We start from the raw sequence: 22,191 nt of genomic DNA, 5'->3' as shown, positions 1-22,191 counted from the left end.
CGCAGTGCTTCTTTCAGGAGCGGGTCCGGAGGTGGTCCGTGAACCAGCGCGTGAGCAGGCGACTCGACGCATGGTGCCTGCCAGGTGTGGAGTGTTCGCGCTCATGCAGGGTCTTCACCTCGGCTGGCGCGTCATTGACCGCGAGGAAGCGGGTGAGCGGGCACATCTCGGGGTCGAGAGGGTGCGGGGCAGCCAGTCGGGAGAACTGCCAGTGATAGGCGAGAGCTCCGAGGAAGGTCTGGATCGGGGATCGGTGGAGTACCAGTTCGAACGAGTCAAACCACTCCAGGCAGTCCGCAGGAGCCATCGGCTTGGCGAGGTAGTATCCCTGCCCGAGCGGCGCCCCGAGGATGATCGCCGCTTCCGTGATCGACTGGTCCTCGAGTCCTTCGATGACGACCGTCATCCCCAGGTCCCTGCCCATCTGCAGGAGGGTCGCCATGACGCTGAGCGTCTCCAGTGGGCGATCACCCACGTGCTCGAACAGTCCGCGGTCGAGCTTGATCGCACTGAAGGGAAAGGATGACAAGCGCTGCAGGCTGCTGTATCCGGACCCGAGATCGTCCATGGCGAGACGGACGCCGAGTCCTGCGAGGTCCTGCAGGGCCGAGCGTTGTGCCTCCAACCCCATGCTCGTCGACTCCAGGAGCTCGAGGCCGAGTCCGCCCGGCTCGATGCCGTGCTTCAGGAGCAACTGTTCGACGAGCGCAGGCACAGTGGGGTCCTTCAGGAGTTCCGGCGGCAGGTTCACCGCCACATTGGGCCGGACACCAGGTCGGTCCCAGTGGGCGATGAAGCTCAAGGCCTGCTCCAGGACATCCTCGAACAATCCGTGAAGCTCCGCCACCCCGAGGTGCGGGAGGAACTCGTCAGGAGCGACCAACCGGCCGCTGGGTAGCTCGAGCCGAGCCAAGGCCTCGAACAACTCCACGGACCCATCGCGAAGATTGACGAGGGGCTGGTAATGGACCACGGTCTTCAGGGGGGTCAGGGTGTCCCAGGATTCACCTGCACGGTGCAGCCCGCGGGAGTCAGCACCCGACAGGACGCCGATGCGTTCCACCGGCCCGGCCGGCACATCGCCGTGCTCGCCCTCGTCGGCAACCTCCCACCATGAGTCGCCGTCCTGGCCGTGTCGTCCCTTCGCCCTGTAGAGAGCCTCATCAGCGGATCGAAGGATGGAGCGGGTCGCGATCCCACCCACCGGCACCAATGCGATACCCATGCTCATCCCGATCCGGAGCTCCTGGTCCTCCACCCTGAAGGGTTTCTCCACCGCCTCGTGAATCGGGGCGAGCAGCTCCCGTAGATTGTGGTGCGCTGTTCCCCGGTCGATATCCCTGAGGATGAGGATGAACTCGTCACCGCCCATCCTGGCCAGGACGTCGCCGTCCCGTAGGCGGGCAAGCACGCGTGTGGACCATTGCTGCAACACTGCATCACCGGCCGCATGCCCGTGGCTGTTGTTGACCAGACGGAAGTCATCGAGGTCGATCAAGCAGATCGCTGCGGTCTCCGATCGGCTGGTGGCGACTCTCATGGCGTCATCGATGGCCTGTTCAGCGGTGATCCGGTTCGGCAGACCTGTCATGTGATCATGCAGAGCCTGGTTCCGTAGCTGCTGCACGTCGGCGACCTTATTGGTGATGTCGCGCTGAACGCTGACATAGTGCGTGATCGAGTGATCTGCGCCGGCCCGCACCGGAATGATCTTCAGGGCGGTCCAGAGCGCCGAACCGTCCTTCCGGTAGTTCAGCACCTGCCCCTCGAAGACCCCACCGGAGGCGATGGTCTCCCGCATCTGACGTCGCGTCCCAGGATCGGTGCCCGGTCCCTGCAGGACCTGACAGTTCATTCCGAGCAGGTCCACCTGTTCGTAGCCGGTCATGGCCGTGAACGAGGGCGAGACGTACGTGATCCACTGATCGGCGTCGGTGATCAGCGCGACGTCCGCAGCGGCCAGCATGGCCGCCCTGATGACGTCGTCGGCCACCTGTTCCCCGGCGTCGTGCCGGCCATCAAGGAACTCCTCTTCCGTCGACGAGTTCATCGTTCCCCTCCGTCGACATCCCACCATGGGCGTCGAGCACTGTGACGGACGCAGCGTCTGTGCTGGCCTGTGGCCGAGACTACAAGGAAGATGTTCCCGCTGTACGAAGTGGACACCCTCCAGCCGCTGGTACCGCTCAATCCTGCACAGTTCCTGCGCAACATCACCGGTCAGCATCACTCAAGCGCAGTGTCGGCGCCCGATGCGCGCGTTCCTACGCGGCGGGTTGCGGGAAGATCCGGTCGAGCTCGGCGAGGTCCTCGTCGGTGGGTACCCACTCCGCGGCAGCGGCATTCTGCCGGACCTGCTCCGGCGTCGTCGCTCCGGCGATCACGGACCCGACCGACGGCTGGGCCGCGAGCCAGGAGAACGCCACCTGAACTTCCGAGACGCCTCGCTCGGCAGCGAACGCCGAGTAGGCCTCCAGCTGGTCCCAGTCGGCGGTCTCCAGCACGTTCTGCCGTGAGTGCGTCAGGCGGCTCCCGGCGGGAACCTCGTCACGCCGGTACTTGCCCGTGAGGAGGCCGTTCGCGAGCGGGAAGTAGGGCAGCACGCCGAGGCCGTAGGCCTCGACGGCGGGCACCACCTCGCGCTCGAGCCGCCGGTCGAGCAGGCTGTAGGGGTTCTGTGCCGAGATGAACGGGGTGTACCCGCCGCTACGGGCAGTGAACTCCGCCTCGGCGATCTGCCAGCCCGCGAAGTTCGAGTGCCCGAGGTACCGCACCTTGCCGCTCGTGACGAGGTCGTCCAGGGCAGCGAGCGTCTCCTCGATGGGCGTCAGGGCATCGGGGGCGTGGTACTGGTACAGGTCGATCCAGTCGGTGCCCAGACGCCGGAGGGATGCCTCGGCGGCCCGGACGATGTAGCGCCGCGACCCCCGGGCGTTCCAGTCGGGGCCGTTGACGCCACCCATGTCCAGACCGAACTTCGTGGCCAGGACCACGTCCTCGCGTCGGGCACCGAGCGCGGCGCCCAACTGCGTCTCACTGACACCCGGAGCCTTGCCGTACATGTCGGCCACGTCGAAGAGGGTGATCCCGGCGTCGAGGGCCGCGTGGACGACGGCGTCGGTGCCCTCCTGGGACTCGGAGGTGGTGCCGGCCCGGCCGAGGTTGTTGCAGCCGAGCCCGACGGTGGAGACGCTGAGGCCGGAAGCGCCCAGTCTGCGGTAGGTCATCATGCGCCTGACCCTACCAAAACAGTTGCCCGGGGCACACGGCTGGCAGGAAGAAGCAGCGAACGGGTGGCGCGATCAGACGAACCAGATGCCGATCTCGCGCTCAGCCGACTCGGCCGAGTCGGAACCGTGCACCAGGTTCTGCTGCACCGTGACGCCCCAGTCGCGGCCGAAGTCCCCGCGGATGGTGCCGGGTGCCGCCGTCGTCGGCTCCGTGGTTCCCGCGAGCGAGCGGAATCCCTCGATGACGCGCTGGCCCTCGAAGACCGCGGCGACGATCGGTCCGCTGAGCATGAACTCGACGAGCGGCTCGAAGAACGGCTTGCCCACGTGCTCAGCGTAGTGCTGCTCCAGCACCTCGCGGGTGGCGTGCACCCGCTGCAGCTCGGCGAGGGTGTAGCCCTTCGCCTCGATGCGCGACAGGATGGTGCCGGTCAGGCCGCGGGACACGCCGTCGGGCTTGACGAGGACAAGGGTGCGCTCAACGCTCATGGGGTGCTCCTGGGGTGGGCGCCGCCGTGGGCGGCGCGTGATCGTGACGGGTGGTCTCGCCTCCGACTCTACTAAACCGCCGCTACTCGGGGTTCGCCTTCTCCCACTCCGCCTGCAGGCGGTCCCGCTCCACGTTCTCGCGGTCCACGCGCATGCCCTGCCGGATGCCGTAGAACCAGGTGATCGCGAATGCGAGCCCGACGACGAACATGGCCGGTTCGAGGAACCCGCCGGCGATGATCACGAGCTGCAGCACCCACCCGAGGCCGATCCCCCAGGGCTTGGTGACGACGGCGCAGGTGAGGACCAGCACCACGCTCAGCACGAGACCGCACGTGAGGATGAGGGCGGGGTCGATCTCGTCCCGCCGCAGACCGAACACGGTCAGGGTGGCGAAGAAGACGACGAACGCTTCGAGCAGCAGGACCGTGGAGGCGAACATCACCTTCGTGGACCGGCGCTTCTTCGGCATCCCCGGCCTCCACTCACGCTGCGCCTTCGTGAGGCGTCGTTCCTTGCGTGCCATCGTGACCGCCTACTTCCCTAGGAGCGTGCGGGCTTCCCCGACCACCGTGATGGAGCCCGTGACGAGGATGCCGCCCGCGAGGTCATTGTTCTCCTCGGCCTTCATGACCGCCCACTCGAGCGCGTCGTCGAGTCCGGGGAGGATGGTGATGTTCTCCTCCGCGAAGCCCGCGGACAGGGCGGCCTGCAGGAGATCGGCGGCGGGGACGGACCGCGGCGAGGTGGACTGCGTCAGGCAGACGTCGGACAGGATGCCGCCGAGTTCCTCGTGCAGCTCGGCGAGCATGCCCGCGGCGTCCTTGTCCTGCAGGGCGCCGACCACGAGGACGAGCCGCGTGAAGTCGAAGGCCTCGGAGATGCCGCGCGCGGCGGCGCGGGCCCCGGCAGGGTTGTGGGCGGCGTCGACGATGATGCTCGGGGCTGTGCGCACCACTTCCAGGCGGCCGGGCGAGGTCACGGCGCGCAGTCCGTTACGGACGAGCGTCGTGTCCAGCTCCCGCTCCCCGCCCCCGAGGAACGCCTCGACGGCGGCCACGGCGAGGGCCGCGTTCTCCGCCTGATGCTCGCCGTGCAGCGGCACGAGCAGCTCCCCGTACCGGCCGGCGAGGCCCGTCAGCGACACGACCTGCCCGCCGACGGCGACCGTCCGCGACTCGACGCCGAACTCGACACCTTCGAAGCGGAACTCGGCACCGACCTCACGCGCGCGCTCGAGCAACACCTGCGCGGCGTCACGGGGCTGGATGGCGCTGACCAGGAAGGCGCCCGGCTTGATGATCCCCGCCTTCTCGAGGGCGATGTCCTCGACGGTGTCGCCGAGCAGCTCCGTGTGGTCGAGGCTGATGGGCGTGACGACGGCGACCTGCCCGTCCCCGACGTTCGTGGCGTCGGTGATGCCGCCCAGTCCCACCTCGATGACCCCGACGTCGATCGGCTCGTCGGCGAAGATCGCGAAGGCGAGGATGGTCAGGCACTCGAAGTAGGTCAGGCGCGGTTCGCCGGCCACGAGCAGCTCGCCGTCGACGATGTCGAGGTAGGGCTTGATCTCGTCCCAGACCCGCACGAAGGTCGCGTCGGTGACCGGCTCGCCGTCGATGCTGATGCGTTCGGTGACCTTGGAGAGGTGCGGGCTGGTGAAGCGCCCGGTCCGGAGGTCGTGCGCCAGCAGGATGCTCTCGATCATGCGCGCCGTGGACGTCTTGCCGTTGGTCCCGGTGATGTGGATGATCGGGAACGCCCTGTTGGGCTCCCCGAGGATCTCCATGACGCGGCGCAGCGGCGCCATGCGCGGCTCCATCCGGTGCTCCGGCGCGCGGCTCAGCAGCTCGGCGTAGACGCTCTCGACGGCGAAGGGGTCCACGCGGGGGACGTACGACGACTCGGGCTCGGAATCGCTCCCTGCGGCCCCGTCCATGGTTCCGGTGTCGTCCATGCCGTCCATGTCCTCGGTGCCGTCCATGTCGTCCGTGTCCTCGTGGTCGTTCCTGTCATCCATGCTGCTGCTCCTGCTTCCGGACGGTGATGCTGAAGTCCCTGTCGGTTCCCTCGACGGCCTCGATGGAGAGCTCCACCGTCAGCGTCTCGGCGTTGATGAGACCGGTGTTCGCATCGAGGGCGGCAGCCTGGTCGGGCGTGGCGACGACGTGCGTGACGATGCGGTCGCTGATGTCGAGATCGGCGTCCCGGCGGGCCTGCTGGATCGCACGGATCGCGTCCCTGGCCGTTCCTTCGGCCGCGAGCTCGGGGGTGACCTCGGTGTCGAGCACCAGGAAGCCGCCGCCCGGCAGGACGGTCACGGCCTTCGACGCGGCGTCGTTGCCCTCCACCACGGTATCGAGCGTGTACTCGTGCGGCTCGAGGGCGAGGCCGCCCGCGGTCACGCCGCCGTCGTCGTCGACCCGCCAGTCCCCCGACTTGGCGGCCTTGATGGCGGCCTGCACGGTCTTCCCGAGGCGCGGACCGGCGGCGCGTGCGTTGACCACGAGCCGCTGGGAGATGCCGAACTCGGCGGGCTCGGCATCGGCCGAGTCCACGAGGCGCACGCCCTTCAGGTTCAGCTCGTCGGCGATGATCGCCTGGAACTGGCCCGCGAGGCCCTCGACACCGGGCGCGACGACGGTGAGCTCGCGCAGCGGCAGGCGCACCCGCAGGTTCGCGGCCTTCCGCAGGCTCGATCCGACCGAGCACACCTGGCGGGTGCGGTCCATCTGCTCCACGAGCTCGGGGGCTGCCGGGAACGACGACGTGTCCGGCCAGTCGGTGAGGTGCACCGATCGGCCGCCGGTCAGGCCGCGCCAGATCTCCTCGGTCACGAGCGGCAGCAGCGGTGCGGCGACGCGGCAGACGGCCTCGAGGCACGTGTAGAGGACGTCGAACGCGTCCGTGTCCTCCTCGAAGAACCGCTGGCGGCTCCGCCGGACGTACCAGTTGGTGAGCGTGTCCAGGTAGCGGCGCAGCGATTCGCAGGCGTCGCTGATGGTGAAGGCGTCCAAGGACACCGTGAGGTCACGCACCAGGTTGCCCGTGTTGGCGAGGATGTAGCGGTCGATCGGTTCGGGGAGCTGTGCCGCGGCCTCGGCCGTGACCGTCTTCGCCTCGTACCCCTGCCCGCCGTTCGCCGCGTTGGTGTACAGGCCGAAGAAGTGCCAGACGTTCCACAGGGGCAGGATGACCTGGCGTACGCCGTCACGGATACCCTGCTCGGTGACCACGAGGTTCCCGCCGCGGAGGATCGGCGAGGCCATGAGGAACCAGCGCATGGCGTCGGAGCCGTCGCGATCGAACACCTCGGACACGTCCGGGTAGTTGCGGAGGCTCTTGGACATCTTCTGCCCGTCCGAGCCGAGCACGATCCCGTGGCTGATGACGTTGCGGAACGCCGGCCGGTCGAAGAGCGCCGTGGACAGGATGTGCAGCATGTAGAACCAGCCGCGTGTCTGCCCGATGTACTCGACGATGAAATCAGCGGGATTGTGGGTGTCGAACCACTGCTCGTTCTCGAACGGGTAGTGCACCTGGCCGTAGGGCATGGAACCGGAGTCGAACCAGACGTCCAGGACGTCCTCGACGCGGCGCATGGTGGACCGGCCCGTGGGGTCGTCCGGGTTGGGGCGCGTGAGCTCGTCGATGAAGGGGCGGTGGAGGTCCACTTCGCCCTGCTTGTTCACCGGCAGGCGGCCGAAGTCGGCCTTCAGCTCGGCCAGCGAGCCGTACACGTCGGTGCGCGGGTACTCGGGGTCGTCCGACTGCCACACCGGGATGGGGCTGCCCCAGAAACGGTTGCGGCTGATGGACCAGTCGCGTGCGTTCGAGAGCCAGGTGCCGAACTGGCCGTCCTTGACGTTGCCGGGGATCCAGGTGATGTCCTGGTTGAGCTCGACCATGCGGTCCCGGATCTTCGTCACCTCGACGTACCAGGAGGACACGGCGCGGTAGATCAGCGGGTTGCGGCAGCGCCAGCAGTGCGGGTAGCTGTGCACGTAGCTGGCCTGGCGGACAAGACGGCCCTCGGACTTCAGGACGCGCGTGATGATCCTGTTGGCCTCGAAGACCTGCAGGCCCACGATCTCGGCCAGCGGTCCGCGGCCGAACACGGGCAGGAACTTCGCGCCCTCGTCGACGGAGAGGATCACCTGGATGCCGGCGTCCTCGCAGACCTTCTGGTCCTCCTCGCCGTAGGCGGGCGCCTGGTGCACCAGCCCGGTGCCGTCCGTCGTCGTGACGTAGTCCGCCACGAGGATCCGGAAGGCGTTGCGGTAGCCGCCCTCCTCCGGATCGGCGAGGTAGTCCCAGAGGGGCTCGTAGGTGAGCCCTTCCAGCTCGCTGCCGGGGTGGCGGGAGACGACGGCGTCCCGTGCCGCGGCAGCGTCGGCGAACCCGAGGTCCTTGGCGTAGTTCCCGAGCAGGTTCTCGGCGATCAGGTACCGCTCGCTCACCGAGTCACGCTCGCCCTCGACGACGGCGTAGGTGATGTGGGGCCCGACGGCGAGCGCCGCGTTGGTGGGCAGGGTCCACGGCGTGGTGGTCCAGGCGAGCGCCTGGACGCCGGCGAGCTGCTGCGACAGGGCTGATTCGCCCGCGAGGAGCGGGAAGGTCACGGTGACGGTCTGGTCCTGACGGTCCTGGTAGACGTCCTCGTCCATGCGCAGCTCGTGGTTGGACAGCGGGGTCTCGTCGTTCCAGCAGTACGGCAGCACGCGGTAGCCGTTGTAGGTGAGGCCCTTCTCGTGGAGCGTCTTGAACGCCCAGAGGACGGACTCCATGTACTCGGGGTTCAGCGTCTTGTAGTCGTTGTCGAAGTCCACCCAGCGTGCCTGGCGGGTCACGTAGTCCCGCCACTCCCCCGCGTACTTCATGACGGAGGCGCGTGCGGCGTCGTTGAAGGCGTCGATGCCCATGGCGACGATCTGCTGCTTGTCGGTCATCCCCAGCTGCTTCATCGCCTCGAGTTCGGCGGGCAGCCCGTGGGTGTCCCACCCGAAGCGGCGCTCCACGCGGCGGCCGCGCTGGGTCTGGTAGCGCCCCACGAGGTCCTTGGCGTATCCGGTGAGGAGGTGACCGTAGTGCGGGAGGCCGTTGGCGAACGGGGGGCCGTCGTAGAAGACGAACTCGTTGGAGCCGTCCGTGCCGGCGTCCCGCTGGTCGATGGAGGCCTGGAAGGTGCCGTCCTGCTGCCAGTAGCGGAGCACGCGCTCCTCGAGCTCGGGGAAGCGGGGGGAGGCGGTGGCGCCCTGTGACGGCGTCGCGGCGTCGTCGGACGTGGCTCGGGGGTAGATCTGCGGCATGGTTCTCATCCTGTGTGCGGCGGCGTGGGTGGTGCAGGAGTCCTGCCGTGAGGACGGGTACCTGTTCCACCCCGACCGGTTGCCTGTCCGGTCGCGGAGGTCCTGGACCCGCGGTACCACCTCACTTGCCGCCGTCGCCGCCGTACCGCTCGTCGCGGTCGGGGCGGGGCTGCCGCTCGTTCGCAGGCTGTGACGGGCCTCCCCGTCCGGTTCTACTGGTCCGCCGGGACGGACGTTCTTCCGGAAGCTCACCGGTGATGGCCGGGTCCACGCTGGTGCCTGCAGTCTATCCCCGCCCCGAAACGGTTGTCGAAAAGTGCCGGTTGCACATCGGGCGTCCGCCCGGGGCGCGGGGAGGTGGCCGGGCGTGCCGTTGTGGTGGCGGCATCCACGCGGAAGGGTGGGGAGCATGCAGACCTCGACTCTTCCCACCGCCTCGTCGCTGGACACCGCCCGCCTCCTCCTGGGGGTCATGCTGCCGACCATCGCGAAGGGGCCGATCATCCGGCGCCCGTGGGCGGTCGGACTCGTGGCACGCCTCGAACTCGACACGAAGGCCGTCGGCATCGTGAAGAAGGTGCACGCGAAGTACCCGGAGGGGCCGCTGATGCTGAAGCTGCCGGTGCGGAAACAGGCGATCGTGCTCGCGCCCGGGGACGCGAACACCGTGCTGGACCAGTCGCCGGAACCCTTCTCGCCGACCAGTAGCGAGAAGAAGGCCGCGCTCTCGCACTTCCAGCCCCACAACGTCCTGATCAGCCGTGGGCCCGTCAGGACGGTCCGGCGCGCCCTGCAGGAACAGGTCCTCGACACCGACCACCCCGTGCACCACCTCGCGGACCGTTTCCTGCCGGTGGTGGAGGAGGAGATGCAGCAGCTCCTCGCGGATGCCTCGCACACGGGAGCGCTGCCCTGGGGCGACTTCCTCGACGCGTGGTACCGCGTGGTGCGGCGCGTGGTCTTCGGCGACCATGCGCGGGACGACAAGGAACTCACCGCGATGGTGATCCGGCTGCGGAAGGACGGCAACTGGGCCTTCCTGAAGCCGGTGCGCTCCAGGACGCGCGCCCGGTTCCTGCACAGGATCGCCGAGGAGCTCGCTCACGCGGAGCCGGGGAGCCTCGCCGCCGTCATGGCGGCCGCCCCGAAGGCCGACGGCGTCGAGCCCGCGAACCAGGTGCCGCAGTGGCTCTTCGCCTTCGACCCCGCGGGCATGGCGACCTTCCGCGCCCTGACCGTGCTCGCCACGCACCCGGAGGCGATGGCCACCGCGCGGGCCGAACTCGACGCCGACACGTCGGGCGGCCGCTTCCTGCCCTACCTCCGCGCATCGATCCTCGAAGCGCTGCGGCTCTGGCCCACCACCCCGATGATCCTGCGTCAGACGACCCGTCCGGTGGAGTGGCCCCACGGGACGATGCCCGCCGACTGCGGCGTCCTGCTCTACGCGCCCTACTTCCACCGGGACGACCGCTCGCTGCGGGCCGCCCATGCATGGGCGCCGGAGCGGTGGATGACGAACGAGGACGACGGCTGGCCGCTGGTCCCGTTCAGCGGCGGGCCGGTCGTCTGTCCGGGGAAGCAGTTGGTGCTACTCGTGACGAGTGCTGCTCTCGCCGCGCTCGTTGACGGCCACGACTTCACCATCGAGAAGGGGCAGCCGCTCCATCCCGACGCTCCGCTACCCGGCACCATGGACAACTACGGCGTGACGCTGGCCGTGTCGCCGAGACCCTGACCGCTCAGAAGTCCCCGGCGATCTCGCGCAGCGCGGCCAGGTGGCTGCGCCACGCCGTCCCGCCCTCCTTCGTCGGCTTGAGCCAGGTCCGCGGACGCTTGCCGATGAAGCCCTTGCGGACCCTCACGTAGCCGACCGCCTCGAGGGCGGTCACCTGCTTGCTGAGGACGGAGTCGGAGACCTGCAGGTGGTCCCTCAGGGTGGCGAAGTCGATCTCATCGGTCTGCGCGAGGGCAGCCATCAGGGAGAACCTCACCGGATGGCCCAGCGTGTCGTCGAGCTGGTGGCGGGGGTGGGCCGGGGTGTCCTGCGCACTCATCGCCGTGCCTCGTACCAGGCACCCGCCGTCGTCGTGACCGTGAGCAGCGCCGCCATGACCCCGGCGAACCAGAGGTCGCCCTGGAAGTAGGTTCCGCCGACGAGCATCGCGACGGTCCAGAGCACGGCCCACGCGCCGATGTACAGCCCCCAGCGCGCTCCGAAGCCCCGCTTGCTGGTCCGGCCGAACACCAGGCCCATCGTGGAGAAGATGATGATCCACGCCATCATCGCGACGATCGGCAGGACCATCGGCGTGCCGGGTACCCGCGCGGCGAGGGTCAGGGCGATGACACCGACGGAGGAGACTGCACCGAGTCCGAGCAACGTCGCGATCTGCGGCCAGCCCGCGCCGGACCGCACACTGGCACCGACCTGATCCGCCTGGTCGAGCAGTGCGCGCGCCTCGCTCGCACCGAGTCCGCTGGTGTTCGTCGTCTCGCTCATGGGGAAGCCTTTCGTAGGAGGAACCGGTGCCTCCACTCTTGCAACTACTTTCCACTTTGGCAAGTACTTTCTCAGAGTTATCGCAGCGCGGCGGAACCTACGGGTAGGAGGACCTTCAGCGCCTTCGGCAGCAGCGTCACCACGGCCGGTAGCGGACCGACCAGCTCGCCGTCCGCGTAGACGTTCAAGGGCCTGTCGGCGGCGAGGGCGACGCGCCGCGCGCGTGAGGCGTGCACGGTGCCGACGCCGAGATGGGCGCCCCGGTAGGCGCGCAGGAAGGTCGCCACGACGCGCGCAGCGGAGGACTCCCCGAGCGCGACGACGTCGAGCAGACCGTCGTCGACCCTCGCGTCGGGACAGATCCGCAGCCCGCCGCCGTACTGACCCGTGTTCCCCACGGCGACGGCCCAACCCGGGAAGGAGCGCACATCGCCGTCGACGTCGAGGGTGAAGGTCACGTCCCGCCACGCGCGGAGCGCCTTCAGCCCGCCGTACAGGTAGACGAAGGGGCCGAGACCCACACGGGCCGAGTTCCCGTACTCGTTCGCGAGGGCGTCGAGTCCCACATGGGCCACGCCGAGGAACACGCGCCCGTCGACCATGCCGAGGTCGATGTCGATGACTCCGTAGTCCAGCACCTGCCCGATCGCCCGTACCGGGCTCAGGGGCAGCCCGAGGCGCCTCACGGTGTCGTTGCCCCGTCCCCCCGCCAAGGGCAGGAGCACGGCTCCGGACCGGTGGGCCCCCGCAGCGGCGGCGCCGAGGAAACCGTCACCGCCGAGGGCGGCGACGAGGCTCCCGGCGGGAGCGGCCCCGGCCCGCTCCTGTGCCTCATCGAGTGAGTGCGTGACGACGACCGAGACGTCGACGCCCGGACGACGCAGCGCGCGCTCGGCGGCCGGACCCAGGCGCGCTGCTCGTCCGCGGCCGGCCGACGGGTTGACGAGCAGGAGGGCCCGCCGACCGGGGGCGAGCAGTGCCTCGGAAGGGGACGCGCGGGAAGCACCGGGCTCGGCCGGGCCGCCGGCGGCTGGGACGTCTGGGGCGGCTGTGCCGGCTGGGACGGACATGCCGGCTGCCCGTCGCGATCGGCGGACGCGCACGTCAGCTCGAGCGAAGGACCTTGTGGTTGGCCGCCTGCGCGAGCGGCCGGAGCACCAACTGGTCGATGTTCATGTGGTGCGGGGCGTTGAGCGTGAACGCGACGGCCTCGGCGACGTCATCCGCGGTCAGCGGGTACTCGACACCCTCGTACACCTTGTCGGCGGCCCCCTTGTCACCGCCCAGGCGATTGAGCGAGAACTCCTCGGTTCGCACCATGCCCGGGGACACCTCGATCACGCGGATGTTGTGCTCCGCCTCCTCGAGCCGGAGGGACCGCGCCATGGACTGCTGCGCCGCCTTGACGCCGCAGTACCCCGCCCCGCCCTCGTAGGCGGCCATGGCGGCCGTCGAGGTCAGGAACAGCACGCTGCCCTGGCCACCGCCCCGCAGCGCCGGCAGCAGCGCCCGGGTCATGCGCAGCGATCCGACCACGTTGACGTCGTACATCCACTGCCAGTCGGCGGTGACGCCGTCGGCGACTCGGTCAGCGCCGAACGCGCCCCCGGCATTGTTCACCAGCGCGTGCACGGGTCTTGCCGCCACGACCTCCGCCACGAAGGTGTCGACCGATGACTGGTCCGTCACGTCGAGCACCATGGGCGTGGCCCCGGTCTCCTCGGCGAGCGCCTGCAGCCTGTCCATCCGACGGGCCGCGGCGACGACGTCCCAGCCGCTACGGCGGAGGGCGCGGACGGTGGCGGCACCGATACCGGAACTCGCGCCGGTCACGACGGCGCGCAGCCGCTCGGGTGCGGGGTGGGCAGGGGCTCCGAGGGGGTGCGTCTGGCTCATGGGGCCACTGTAGCCACAGGCGCACCGGACGGGCAGGATCCTCACTCCTGCCCTCGCCTAGGCTGGGGACCATGACGGACAGGTACGCCGGGATCGCACCGTTCTACGACCTCGTGTCGGGTGAGTATCCCGTGTACCGCGCCGGGCGGCTGCGCGGGGTGGCAGCCCTCGGGCTCCGTCCCGGCCAGCAGGTCCTCGACCTCGGATGCGGCACCGGCCTGAACTTCCCGCTGATCCAACGTGACGTCGGGCGGGACGGGCTGATCATCGGCATCGACCGCAGCCCTCAGATGCTGCTGCGGGCCCGGCGTCGCGCCGACCGCCAGGGCTGGCACAACGTGGTCCTGATCGAGGCGGACGCCACGGCGCTGGATGGTGCCGAGGTTCGGCAGCTCATCAGGGACCGCGGTGGGCGTACACGGTGCGACGCCGCCCTCGCCACCTACACGCTCTCGCTCATGACGCCGTGGCGGGCTGCGTGGGACGCGATGCTGGAACTGACGGCGCCCGGTGGGACCGTGGGCGTCGTCGACATGAAGGACCCCGACGCGCCCTACCGCTGGGCGCTACCGGCCGCCCGCCTGGCCTGCCGGCTCGGCGGGGCCGACATCTCCGCCCACCCGTGGGACGCCGTCGAGCAGGAGTGCACCGACGTGCTGTCCTCCTCCGCCCGGGGCGGACATCTGCAGATCCGGGCCGGACGGCGTCCCTGAGGCCTGCCCTCCCGGCGAGCTGACGGCGTCGTCGGTGCACGTCCTCCGCGTTCCGCACGGAACACTCCCCCACCTCCGGCGTAGGGAACAATGGAGCCATGGCTGACACCTTCCAGGGCACAGACACGCCCTCACCCTCCTCCCGTCCCGTCTCCGTTCCCGACAAGCCGGCTCTCGAGGGCCTCGAGGACCGGCTCTCACGGCAGTGGCGTGAGCACGGGACCTACACCTTCGACCGCGACACCACACGCGAGCAGGTGTACTCGATCGACACTCCCCCGCCCACGGCCTCCGGCTCGCTCCACGTGGGGCACATGTTCTCCTACACGCAGACCGACGTGATGGCCCGCTTCAAGCGCATGCAGGGTGCCAACGTCTTCTACCCGATGGGCTGGGACGACAACGGCCTGCCCACCGAGCGCCGCGTGCAGAACTACTACGGTGTCCGCTGCGATCCCTCGGTCCCCTACGACGCCGACTACCGGCCCCCGGCGGAGCCCGCCAAGAACCAGCGCGATTTCGACGCCGTCTCACGCAAGAACTTCATCGAGCTCTGCGAGGAGCTCGCGGTCGAGGACGAGAGGGTCTTCGAGAACCTCTTCAGCACGCTCGGGCTCTCCGTCGACTGGGACCTGACCTACCGCACCATCGACGACACCTCACGCGCCGTCTCGCAGCGCGCCTTCCTCGAGAACCTCGCCGCCGGTGACGCGTACCTCGCCGAGGCCCCCACGCTGTGGGACGTCACCTTCAGGACCGCCGTCGCCCAGGCAGAGCTCGAGGACCGCGAGCAGCCCGGCGCCTACCACCGCATCGCGTTCCACGGAGCGGACGGCCGCCTCGTCCATATCGAGACCACGCGGCCCGAGCTCCTGCCCGCCTGCGTGGCCCTCGTGGCGCACCCCGACGACGAGCGCTACAAGCCGCTGTTCGGCGCCACAGTGCACTCGCCGCTGTTCGACGTCGAGGTCGAGGTCATGGCGCACCCGCTCGCGAAGCCGGACAAGGGCAGCGGGATCGCGATGATCTGCACGTTCGGCGACCTCACCGACGTCATCTGGTGGCGCGAGTTGCAGCTGCCCACCCGCGCGGTCGTGGGCCGCGACGGACGCCTCCGCTCGGAGAACCCGGAGTGGATCGCCACGGATCGAGCACGCGAGAACTACGCGCAGCTCGCGGGCAAGACCATCTTCAGTGCCAAGGAGGCCGTCGTCACGCTGCTCCGCGAGAGCGGCGACCTCGACGGCGAACCGAAGAAGATCATGCACCCGGTCAACTTCTACGAGAAGGGCGACAAGCCCCTCGAGGTGGTCACGAGCCGCCAGTGGTACATCCGCAACGGCGGGCGCGACGCCGGCAAGCGGCAGGCGCTGATCGAGCGCGGCCGCGAGATCCAGTTCCACCCCGCCTTCATGCGCTCGCGCTACGAGAACTGGATCGAGGGCCTCAACGGCGACTGGCTCGTCTCCCGGCAGCGGTTCTTCGGTGTGCCCGTGCCGGTCTGGTACCGGCTCGACGCCGACGGCGAGCCCGAGTACGACACGCCGATCGTCCCCGCCCTCGAGACCCTCCCGGTGGACCCCGCGGCCGATCCGGCGCCCGGCTTCGAGGAGTCCTCACGCAACCAGCCCGGCGGGTTCATCGGCGACGCCGACGTGCTCGACACGTGGGCCACCTCGTCCCTGACCCCGCAGATCGTGGGCGGCTGGGCGCGGGACGAGGACCTGTTCGGCAAGGTCTTCCCGTTCGACCTCCGCCCCCAGGGCCACGACATCATCCGCACCTGGCTGTTCTCCACCGCGGTCCGCGCCGATGCGCTCCAGGACTCGATTCCGTGGAAGCACGCCGCGCTCTCGGGCTGGATCCTCGATCCGGACCGCAAGAAGATGTCGAAGTCGAAGGGCAACGTGGTGGTCCCCACGGACGTCCTCGAGCAGTTCGGGGCGGACGCCGTCCGCTACTGGGCGGCCTCGGCGAAGCTCGGCGCGGACACCGCGTACGAGGTCAACCAGATGAAGATCGGGCGCCGGCTCGCGATCAAGCTCCTCAACGCGTCGAAGTTCGTGCTGAACCTCGGCGTCACGGAGGCATCGATCGGTGAGGGGTCGCTCGACCGCGTCGCCGATGCCCTCGACCTGTCACTCCTCGCGCAGCTCCGCACGGTCACCGAGCAGGCCACCGCCGCGTTCGAGAAGTACGACTACGCGCGCGCCCTGCAGCTCACGGAATCCTTCTTCTGGACGTTCACGGACGACTACGTGGAGCTCGTGAAGGACCGCGCCTACGGGGCCGCGGACGACGCCGGCACCGAGTCCGTGCAGACCACGCTCGCGATGACGCTCGACGCCCTCCTGCGCCTCTTCGCACCGTTCCTCCCGTTCGCGACCGAGGAGGTCTGGAGCTGGTGGCGCGAGGATTCCGTGCACCAGGCCGCGTGGCCGACGTCGGACGGGTTGGCGGCGCTGTCCGGCGCGGCCGACCCCGAGGTCCTGACCTCGGTGGCGCTGGCTCTGGGAGGGATCCGGAAGGCGAAGTCGGAGGCGAAGGTCAAGCAGCGGACCGAGGTGAGGACCGCCGTCGTCACTGCCTCCCCCGCACAGGTGGCGCAGCTCCGCGCAGGTCTCGCCGACCTCCTCGCCGCCGGGAACACCCGCGACCTCCGCCTCGACGAGGGCGAGGGCCCGCTGGCGGTGTCGGCGGTGGACCTGGTGCCGCAGCCCGTGGAATAACCGAATCGATCCATGAACGACGAAGGGACCCGCCAGCCGGCGGGTCCCTTCGCTGTCAGCGGGCAGGGCTCAGTCGAAGGACGGGCTCTTGGTCCTCGAACGCTTCAGCTCGAAGAAGTCGGGGAACTCGGCCAGCAGGACGGCGCCATCGAAGATACGACCCGCCTCCTCGCCGCGCGGGATCCTCGTCAGGACCGGCCCGAAGAACGCCGTGCCGTTGAAGGCGACGACAGGCGTGCCCACCTCGTCGCCGACACGGTCGATGCCGTCCTGGTGCGAGGCGCGCAGCTGGGTGTCGTACTCGTCCGAGTGCGCGTGGGCGGCGAGCTCGGCGGGCAGCCCCACCTCCTCGAGGGACTCGCGGATGACGACGTCGAAGTCCTTGTTCTGACGGACGTGGATCCGCGTGCCCATGGCGTCGTACAGCTTCTTGATCACGTCGGACCCGTGGAGCTCACTCGCCGCGATGATGACGCGGACCGGGCCCCAGCCCTTCTGCATGACCGCCTGGTACTCCTCGGGCAGGTCGCGGCCCTCGTTGAGGACGGACAGGCTCATGACATGCCAGTCCACGGTGATGTTGCGGACCTGCTCCACCTCGCCGATCCAGCGCGAGGTGATCCACGCGAAGGGGCACAGGGGGTCGAACCAGAAATCGGCCTTCTCGGTCGGACGTGCGGCGGTGGACTCGCTCATACGGTGCTCCTTCTTCGTGGGACGGTCGGGGTGACTTCCCCGTGCAACCCGTCACATCGCGGTCCTATTCCGTCCGATCACGTCGCGCCGCGATTCCCGTCGGCTCCGAGCGGGGACTCGGATTGGTCCGCGGCTCGACGACACGATGTAATGGGAGCACACGACCAGCCGATGACGCCTGGCGCATCCTGCGTCATGCCCGGCTGACCGACAGAGCGCCCACGAGGCGCTGGAAGGGGCGCCGCCGTGCAGCACCATGGGACCGAGACACACGAGCACTGGCTCGAACGCGAGGAGCTCGCGGAGGGCATGATCCCGCTGATCGGGCGCCTGTACCGCACCAACAACGTGGTGACCAGCATCCACGGGCGCAGCCTCATCAACAAGTCGACCATGAACATCCTCAAGGCGCACCGCTTCGCCCGTCGTATCACCACCGAGGAGCTCCGCCTCGAAGACACCGCCCCCATGCTGCGGATCCTGAACGAGCTGGACCTCGGAGCCGCCGCCATCGACATCGGGCGCTTGCGCCTCGCCTACGATCGCGCGGCGGACGGCCGCAGCCTCGAGGACTTCCTCCGCGAGGAGCTCGCGGACATCGTGGGACAGGGCGGCCGCGACCCGCGCAGCAGCACCGATGTAGTGCTGTACGGATTCGGGCGCATCGGGCGCCTGGTGGCCCGGCTGCTCATCGAGAAGGCGGGCGGTGGGCACGGCCTGCGCCTGCGGGCGGTCGTGGTGCGCAGGGGTTCCGACAACGACCTCGCCAAGCGCGCGAGCCTGCTCCGCCGCGACTCCGTCCACGGCCCCTTCGAGGGGACCATCCGGGTGGACGAGGAGTCGAACACGATCACGGCGAACGGCATCCGCATCCAGGTCATCTACTCGGATGATCCCGCCACCGTGGACTACACCTCCTACGGCATCCACGACGCCCTCGTGGTGGACAACACCGGCCGCTGGCGTGACGAGGAAGGCCTGTCGCGCCACCTGCAGAGCCCCGGCGTCGCGAAGGTGCTGCTGACCGCCCCGGGCAAGGGCGCCCTGAAGAACATCGTGCACGGCATCAACCACCGCTCCATCGACGCCGAGGACCGCATCATCACGGCCGCCTCGTGCACCACCAACGCCATCACGCCCGTCCTGAAGGCGATCAACGACCGCTTCGGTGTCGTCCACGGCCACGTGGAGACCGTGCACTCCTTCACCAACGACCAGAACCTGATCGACAACTTCCATCGCGGCGACCGGCGCGGGCGCTCGGCTGCCCTGAACATGGTGCTCACCGAGACGGGTGCCGCGACGGCCGTCGCGAAGGCCCTCCCGGAGCTGGCCGGCAAGCTCACCGGCAGTTCCATCCGCGTCCCGACGCCGGACGTCTCGATCGCGATCCTCAACCTCACGCTGGACACGGCGACCACGAAGGAGGAGGTCAACACCTACCTCCGGGAGATCTCGCTGCACTCGGACATGCGCAAGCAGGTGGACTACATCGACAGCCCGGAGGTCGTCTCGACCGACTTCGTCGGCTCCCGCCGCGCAGGGATCGTGGACGGGCTCGCGACCATCGCCGACGGCCTGCACCTGGTGCTGTACGTCTGGTACGACAACGAGTTCGGGTACAGCTGCCAGGTGGTCCGGGTCATGGAGGAGATGGCGGCGGTCCACCCGCCGTCCTACCCGCCGGCGACGACGGACGCGATCGGCTGATCCGCACGGGGCATGAAAATGGCCCGGCCTTCCGGCCGGGCCATCGTCCTGCAGCGTGTCAGGCGGACTTCGTCCGGCGCTTGGCAACCACTTCGTGCGAGATGAGCGTCGGTTCGGCGCGCTTCGCCACGACGTCGTCCGTGATCACCACGGTGGCGACGTCCTCGCGGCTCGGGAGGTCGAACATCACCGGGAGGAGTACTTCCTCCATGATGGCCCGGAGGCCGCGGGCGCCCGTGCCGCGCTCGAGCGCGAGGTCCGCGATCGCCTCGAGGGCCCGGGGCTCGAACTCGAGCTCCACGCCGTCGATCATGAACATCTTCTGGTACTGCTTCATCAGCGCGTTCTTGGGTTCCGTGAGGATCTGCATGAGCGCGGCCCGGTCCAGATGCGTCACGGTGGTGATCACGGGCAGACGACCGATGAACTCCGGGATGAGACCGAACTTCAGCAGGTCCTCCGGCATCACGTCGCCGTAGCTCACCTCCTCGTTCTTGAGCGAGCTGAGCGGCGCACCGAACCCGATGCCCTTCCGCCCCGCACGGGACCCGATGATCTCCTCGAGACCCGCGAAAGCGCCTGCAACGATGAACAGGACGTTCGTGGTGTCGATCTGGATGAACTCCTGGTGAGGGTGCTTCCGTCCGCCCTGCGGCGGCACGGACGCCACCGTTCCCTCGAGGATCTTCAGGAGCGCCTGCTGCACTCCCTCACCGGAGACGTCACGCGTGATCGACGGGTTCTCGCTCTTGCGGGAGATCTTGTCGATCTCGTCGATGTAGATGATGCCCTGCTCGGCCTTCTTGACGTCGTAGTCCGCGGCCTGGATGAGCTTGAGCAGGATGTTCTCGACGTCCTCGCCGACGTAGCCGGCCTCCGTGAGCGCCGTGGCATCCGCGACGGCGAACGGTACGTTCAGCCGACGCGCCAGGGTCTGGGCGAGGTAGGTCTTACCGCACCCCGTGGGCCCGATGAGGAGGATGTTCGACTTCGCGATCTCGACGTCCTCGGACTCCGCGGCATCGGCCAGGGTCCCGGACGTGCGCGGGCCGTGACCCGACTGGATACGCTTGTAGTGGTTGTAGACGGCGACCGCGAGCGAGCGCTTCGCCGGCTCCTGACCCACGACGTACTCCTGGAGGAAGTCGAAGATCTCACGGGGCTTCGGGAGTTCGAACGTCCCGAGATCAGCGACCTCGGAGAGTTCCTCCTCGATGATCTCGTTGCACAGGTCGATGCACTCGTCGCAGATGTAGACACCGGGACCGGCAATCAACTTGCGAACCTGCTTCTGGCTCTTCCCGCAGAAGGAGCACTTGAGCAGATCAGTGCTCTCACCGATGCGAGCCATGGATCAATCCCCTTAGGTATTACGCGATTGCTACATCTACTCTAGGCCACCTGCCCCGCGTGGCCAGTATCAAAATGCCCGTGGTGCCGAGCGGCACCACGGGCATGTCGGTCGGGCTCGACCCCTACGGCGTGTTGATCTTCGGCGGGGAGATCTTGCGCGAGTTCAGCACCTCGTCGACCAGGCCGTAGGCCACGGCGTCGGCGGCGGTGAGGATCTTGTCGCGCTCGATGTCGAGGCTGACCTGCGACGACTCGCGGCCCGAGTGCAGGGCCAGCGTGTCCTCGAGCCAGGTGCGCATGCGCATGACCTCGTTGGCCTGGATCTCGAGGTCCGAGGCCTGACCACCCTGACCGCCGGAGAGCGCGGGCTGGTGGATCAGGACACGGGCGTTCGGCAGCGCCAGGCGCTTGCCCGGCGCACCCGCGGCGAGCAGGACCGCCGCCGCGCTGGCGGCCTGGCCGAGGCACACGGTCTGCACTTCGGGGCGGATGAACTGCATGGTGTCGTAGATGGCCGTCATGGCCGTGAAGGATCCACCCGGCGAGTTGATGTAGAGCGTGATGTCGCGCTCCGGATCGGTCGACTCGAGGACGAGCAGCTGAGCCATGACGTCATCTGCGGAGGCGTCGTCCACCTGGGTGCCGAGGAAGATGATGCGGTCCTCGAACAGCTTGGTGTACGGGTCCTGGCGCTTGAAGCCGTAGGGCGTGCGCTCCTCGAACTGGGGAAGGATGTAGCGGCTGGTGGGAAGGTTGTTCGCCGTGGAACCCGCGGCTGCGTGGAACTCGTGATTCATGGTGTCTCCTGTGGGACGACTGGTCGATAGAGAAGCTGCGCGCGGACTAGGACGCCTGGTCGGTGCCGCCGCCGCCGGAGACGGAGCCGGAGTGCGCGGAGATGTGGTCGAAGAAGCCGTAGTCGAGGGCCTCCTGCGCCGTGAACCACTTGTCGCGGTCGTTGTCCTTCAGGATGGTCTCGACCGTCTGTCCGGTCTGCTCGGCGGTCAGCTCGGCCATGACGCGCTTCATGTGCAGGATCAGCTCGGCCTGGATGCGGATATCGGTCGCGGTACCGCCGATACCACCCGAGGGCTGGTGCATCAGGATGCGCGCGTGGGGCGTGGCGTAGCGCTTGCCCTTGGTGCCCGAGGAGAGCAGGAACTGACCCATGGACGCCGCGAGGCCGGTCGCGACCGTGACGACGTCGTTCGGGATGAACTGCATGGTGTCGTAGATCGCCATGCCCGCCGTGACGGAGCCGCCGGGCGAGTTGATGTAGAGGTAGATGTCGCGCTCCGGGTCCTCCGCGGACAGCAGGAGCAGCTGCGAGCAGATCGCGTTCGCGTTGTCGTCACGGACCTCGGAACCGAGCCAGATGATGCGCTCCTTGAGGAGCCGCGTGTAGATGTACTCGTCACGGCCGCCCATCTCGGGGCCTGCCATGCTCGGGGTGCTTGGTTCGGTTGCCATTGGAGTTGACCTCTCACTCTGGCGGAACGCCCTTCGATCGGCCGTCCCGTCCGTTTGTCTCTCTCTGGACACTAACCCGGTCGCCACCCGAAT

General features: G+C 68.7%; 19 protein-coding genes. 5 read left to right on the top strand and 14 right to left on the bottom strand.

Annotated elements, in window-relative coordinates:
- Window positions 1–13: 13 nt before the first annotated feature.
- From AC4D12_RS06345 to ileS, 6 genes are all read right to left on the bottom strand, one after another.
- On the bottom strand, window positions 14–2,050 hold the full coding sequence (locus AC4D12_RS06345; RefSeq protein WP_490949060.1) for a putative bifunctional diguanylate cyclase/phosphodiesterase: 2,037 nt from the start codon (window positions 2,048–2,050) through the stop codon (window positions 14–16).
- Between the two features lie 214 nt (window positions 2,051–2,264).
- Window positions 2,265–3,230 (bottom strand): aldo/keto reductase, encoded by a 966-nt coding sequence (locus AC4D12_RS06340; protein WP_490949059.1) that lies wholly within the window; start codon window positions 3,228–3,230, stop codon window positions 2,265–2,267.
- Window positions 3,231–3,302: 72 nt separating this feature from the next.
- A complete protein-coding gene (gene ndk, locus AC4D12_RS06335) occupies window positions 3,303–3,719 on the bottom strand; it encodes a nucleoside-diphosphate kinase (protein WP_490949058.1) in 417 nt (138 codons plus the stop codon).
- Between the two features lie 82 nt (window positions 3,720–3,801).
- Entirely contained in the window at window positions 3,802–4,245 is a 444-nt protein-coding gene (locus AC4D12_RS06330; protein WP_490949057.1) for a DUF4233 domain-containing protein, read from the bottom strand.
- Between the two features lie 9 nt (window positions 4,246–4,254).
- Window positions 4,255–5,658: a bifunctional folylpolyglutamate synthase/dihydrofolate synthase gene (locus tag AC4D12_RS06325; RefSeq protein ID WP_490949500.1), complete on the bottom strand. Its 1,404-nt coding sequence runs from the start codon at window positions 5,656–5,658 to the stop codon at window positions 4,255–4,257.
- Window positions 5,659–5,731: 73 nt separating this feature from the next.
- Complete coding sequence (gene ileS / locus AC4D12_RS06320; protein WP_490949056.1) at window positions 5,732–9,028, bottom strand: isoleucine--tRNA ligase; 3,297 nt, start codon at window positions 9,026–9,028, stop codon at window positions 5,732–5,734.
- On the opposite strand from ileS, the gene AC4D12_RS06315 reads away from it, so the two are divergent.
- Both AC4D12_RS06315 and AC4D12_RS06310 read left to right on the top strand, forming a co-directional pair.
- Complete coding sequence (locus AC4D12_RS06315) at window positions 9,027–9,221, top strand: hypothetical protein (RefSeq protein WP_490949055.1); 195 nt, start codon at window positions 9,027–9,029, stop codon at window positions 9,219–9,221. The two genes, ileS and AC4D12_RS06315, sit on opposite strands and share 2 nt — an antisense overlap.
- A gap of 216 nt (window positions 9,222–9,437) precedes the next feature.
- Complete coding sequence (locus tag AC4D12_RS06310) at window positions 9,438–10,766, top strand: cytochrome P450 (protein WP_490949054.1); 1,329 nt, start codon at window positions 9,438–9,440, stop codon at window positions 10,764–10,766.
- A gap of 4 nt (window positions 10,767–10,770) precedes the next feature.
- Here the strand turns inward: AC4D12_RS06310 and AC4D12_RS06305 are convergent, their stop codons facing one another.
- From AC4D12_RS06305 to AC4D12_RS06290, 4 genes are all read right to left on the bottom strand, one after another.
- Complete coding sequence (locus AC4D12_RS06305; protein WP_334210184.1) at window positions 10,771–11,085, bottom strand: winged helix-turn-helix domain-containing protein; 315 nt, start codon at window positions 11,083–11,085, stop codon at window positions 10,771–10,773.
- Window positions 11,082–11,531 carry a hypothetical protein gene (locus AC4D12_RS06300; RefSeq protein ID WP_490949053.1) on the bottom strand — a complete coding sequence of 150 codons (450 nt, stop codon included), beginning with the start codon at window positions 11,529–11,531 and terminating at the stop codon, window positions 11,082–11,084. Before AC4D12_RS06300 ends, AC4D12_RS06305 begins: the two co-directional genes overlap by 4 nt.
- Window positions 11,532–11,608: 77 nt before the next feature.
- Window positions 11,609–12,601: a diacylglycerol/lipid kinase family protein gene (locus tag AC4D12_RS06295; protein WP_490949052.1), complete on the bottom strand. Its 993-nt coding sequence runs from the start codon at window positions 12,599–12,601 to the stop codon at window positions 11,609–11,611.
- Window positions 12,602–12,635: 34 nt separating this feature from the next.
- Window positions 12,636–13,427 carry an SDR family oxidoreductase gene (locus tag AC4D12_RS06290; protein WP_490949051.1) on the bottom strand — a complete coding sequence of 264 codons (792 nt, stop codon included), beginning with the start codon at window positions 13,425–13,427 and terminating at the stop codon, window positions 12,636–12,638.
- A gap of 71 nt (window positions 13,428–13,498) precedes the next feature.
- Between AC4D12_RS06290 and AC4D12_RS06285 the strand changes: the two genes are divergently transcribed.
- Together AC4D12_RS06285 and valS are read left to right on the top strand one after the other, a co-directional pair.
- Window positions 13,499–14,140 carry a class I SAM-dependent methyltransferase gene (locus AC4D12_RS06285; RefSeq protein ID WP_490949050.1) on the top strand — a complete coding sequence of 214 codons (642 nt, stop codon included), beginning with the start codon at window positions 13,499–13,501 and terminating at the stop codon, window positions 14,138–14,140.
- Between the two features lie 98 nt (window positions 14,141–14,238).
- Entirely contained in the window at window positions 14,239–16,869 is a 2,631-nt protein-coding gene (gene valS / locus AC4D12_RS06280) for a valine--tRNA ligase (RefSeq protein ID WP_490949049.1), read from the top strand.
- Between the two features lie 69 nt (window positions 16,870–16,938).
- Here valS and AC4D12_RS06275 read toward each other — a convergent pair whose 3' ends face one another.
- Window positions 16,939–17,565 carry a mycothiol-dependent nitroreductase Rv2466c family protein gene (locus tag AC4D12_RS06275; RefSeq protein WP_490949048.1) on the bottom strand — a complete coding sequence of 209 codons (627 nt, stop codon included), beginning with the start codon at window positions 17,563–17,565 and terminating at the stop codon, window positions 16,939–16,941.
- Window positions 17,566–17,811: 246 nt separating this feature from the next.
- On the opposite strand from AC4D12_RS06275, the gene AC4D12_RS06270 reads away from it, so the two are divergent.
- The gene (locus AC4D12_RS06270) at window positions 17,812–19,275 is read left to right on the top strand and encodes a glyceraldehyde-3-phosphate dehydrogenase (RefSeq protein WP_490949047.1); all 1,464 of its coding nucleotides are present in this window, start codon (window positions 17,812–17,814) and stop codon (window positions 19,273–19,275) included.
- Window positions 19,276–19,333: 58 nt separating this feature from the next.
- Here AC4D12_RS06270 and clpX read toward each other — a convergent pair whose 3' ends face one another.
- The 3 genes from clpX to AC4D12_RS06255 form a co-directional block, all read right to left on the bottom strand.
- Entirely contained in the window at window positions 19,334–20,626 is a 1,293-nt protein-coding gene (gene clpX, locus AC4D12_RS06265; protein ID WP_490949046.1) for an ATP-dependent Clp protease ATP-binding subunit ClpX, read from the bottom strand.
- Window positions 20,627–20,750: 124 nt separating this feature from the next.
- Window positions 20,751–21,425, bottom strand: a complete 675-nt coding sequence (locus AC4D12_RS06260; protein ID WP_490949045.1) for an ATP-dependent Clp protease proteolytic subunit — start codon at window positions 21,423–21,425, stop codon at window positions 20,751–20,753.
- A gap of 46 nt (window positions 21,426–21,471) precedes the next feature.
- Window positions 21,472–22,098: an ATP-dependent Clp protease proteolytic subunit gene (locus AC4D12_RS06255; protein ID WP_490949044.1), complete on the bottom strand. Its 627-nt coding sequence runs from the start codon at window positions 22,096–22,098 to the stop codon at window positions 21,472–21,474.
- Between the last annotated feature and the right edge of the window lie 93 nt (window positions 22,099–22,191).

It is taken from the genome of Arthrobacter sp. TJ-266 (genome assembly GCF_058269115.1).
Note: the sequence above shows the minus strand (reverse complement) of the source record. Positions and strands in the feature narration are given on the sequence as shown.

Bases quoted from the DNA above. Each gene is read 5' to 3' on its own strand.
- AC4D12_RS06345 (WP_490949060.1), bottom strand. From the start codon at position 2,050: ATGAACTCGTCGACGGAAGAGGAGTTCCTTGATGGCCGGCACGACGCC.
- AC4D12_RS06340 (WP_490949059.1), bottom strand. From the start codon at position 3,230: ATGATGACCTACCGCAGACTGGGCGCTTCCGGCCTCAGCGTCTCCACC.
- ndk (WP_490949058.1), bottom strand. From the start codon at position 3,719: ATGAGCGTTGAGCGCACCCTTGTCCTCGTCAAGCCCGACGGCGTGTCC.
- AC4D12_RS06330 (WP_490949057.1), bottom strand. From the start codon at position 4,245: ATGGCACGCAAGGAACGACGCCTCACGAAGGCGCAGCGTGAGTGGAGG.
- AC4D12_RS06325 (WP_490949500.1), bottom strand. From the start codon at position 5,658: ATGGACGGGGCCGCAGGGAGCGATTCCGAGCCCGAGTCGTCGTACGTC.
- AC4D12_RS06315 (WP_490949055.1), top strand. From the start codon at position 9,027: ATGGTTCTCATCCTGTGTGCGGCGGCGTGGGTGGTGCAGGAGTCCTGC.
- ileS (WP_490949056.1), bottom strand. From the start codon at position 9,028: ATGCCGCAGATCTACCCCCGAGCCACGTCCGACGACGCCGCGACGCCG.
- AC4D12_RS06310 (WP_490949054.1), top strand. From the start codon at position 9,438: ATGCAGACCTCGACTCTTCCCACCGCCTCGTCGCTGGACACCGCCCGC.
- AC4D12_RS06305 (WP_334210184.1), bottom strand. From the start codon at position 11,085: ATGAGTGCGCAGGACACCCCGGCCCACCCCCGCCACCAGCTCGACGAC.
- AC4D12_RS06300 (WP_490949053.1), bottom strand. From the start codon at position 11,531: ATGAGCGAGACGACGAACACCAGCGGACTCGGTGCGAGCGAGGCGCGC.
- AC4D12_RS06295 (WP_490949052.1), bottom strand. From the start codon at position 12,601: ATGTCCGTCCCAGCCGGCACAGCCGCCCCAGACGTCCCAGCCGCCGGC.
- AC4D12_RS06290 (WP_490949051.1), bottom strand. From the start codon at position 13,427: ATGAGCCAGACGCACCCCCTCGGAGCCCCTGCCCACCCCGCACCCGAG.
- AC4D12_RS06285 (WP_490949050.1), top strand. From the start codon at position 13,499: ATGACGGACAGGTACGCCGGGATCGCACCGTTCTACGACCTCGTGTCG.
- valS (WP_490949049.1), top strand. From the start codon at position 14,239: ATGGCTGACACCTTCCAGGGCACAGACACGCCCTCACCCTCCTCCCGT.
- AC4D12_RS06275 (WP_490949048.1), bottom strand. From the start codon at position 17,565: ATGAGCGAGTCCACCGCCGCACGTCCGACCGAGAAGGCCGATTTCTGG.
- clpX (WP_490949046.1), bottom strand. From the start codon at position 20,626: ATGGCTCGCATCGGTGAGAGCACTGATCTGCTCAAGTGCTCCTTCTGC.
- AC4D12_RS06260 (WP_490949045.1), bottom strand. From the start codon at position 21,425: ATGAATCACGAGTTCCACGCAGCCGCGGGTTCCACGGCGAACAACCTT.
- AC4D12_RS06255 (WP_490949044.1), bottom strand. From the start codon at position 22,098: ATGGCAACCGAACCAAGCACCCCGAGCATGGCAGGCCCCGAGATGGGC.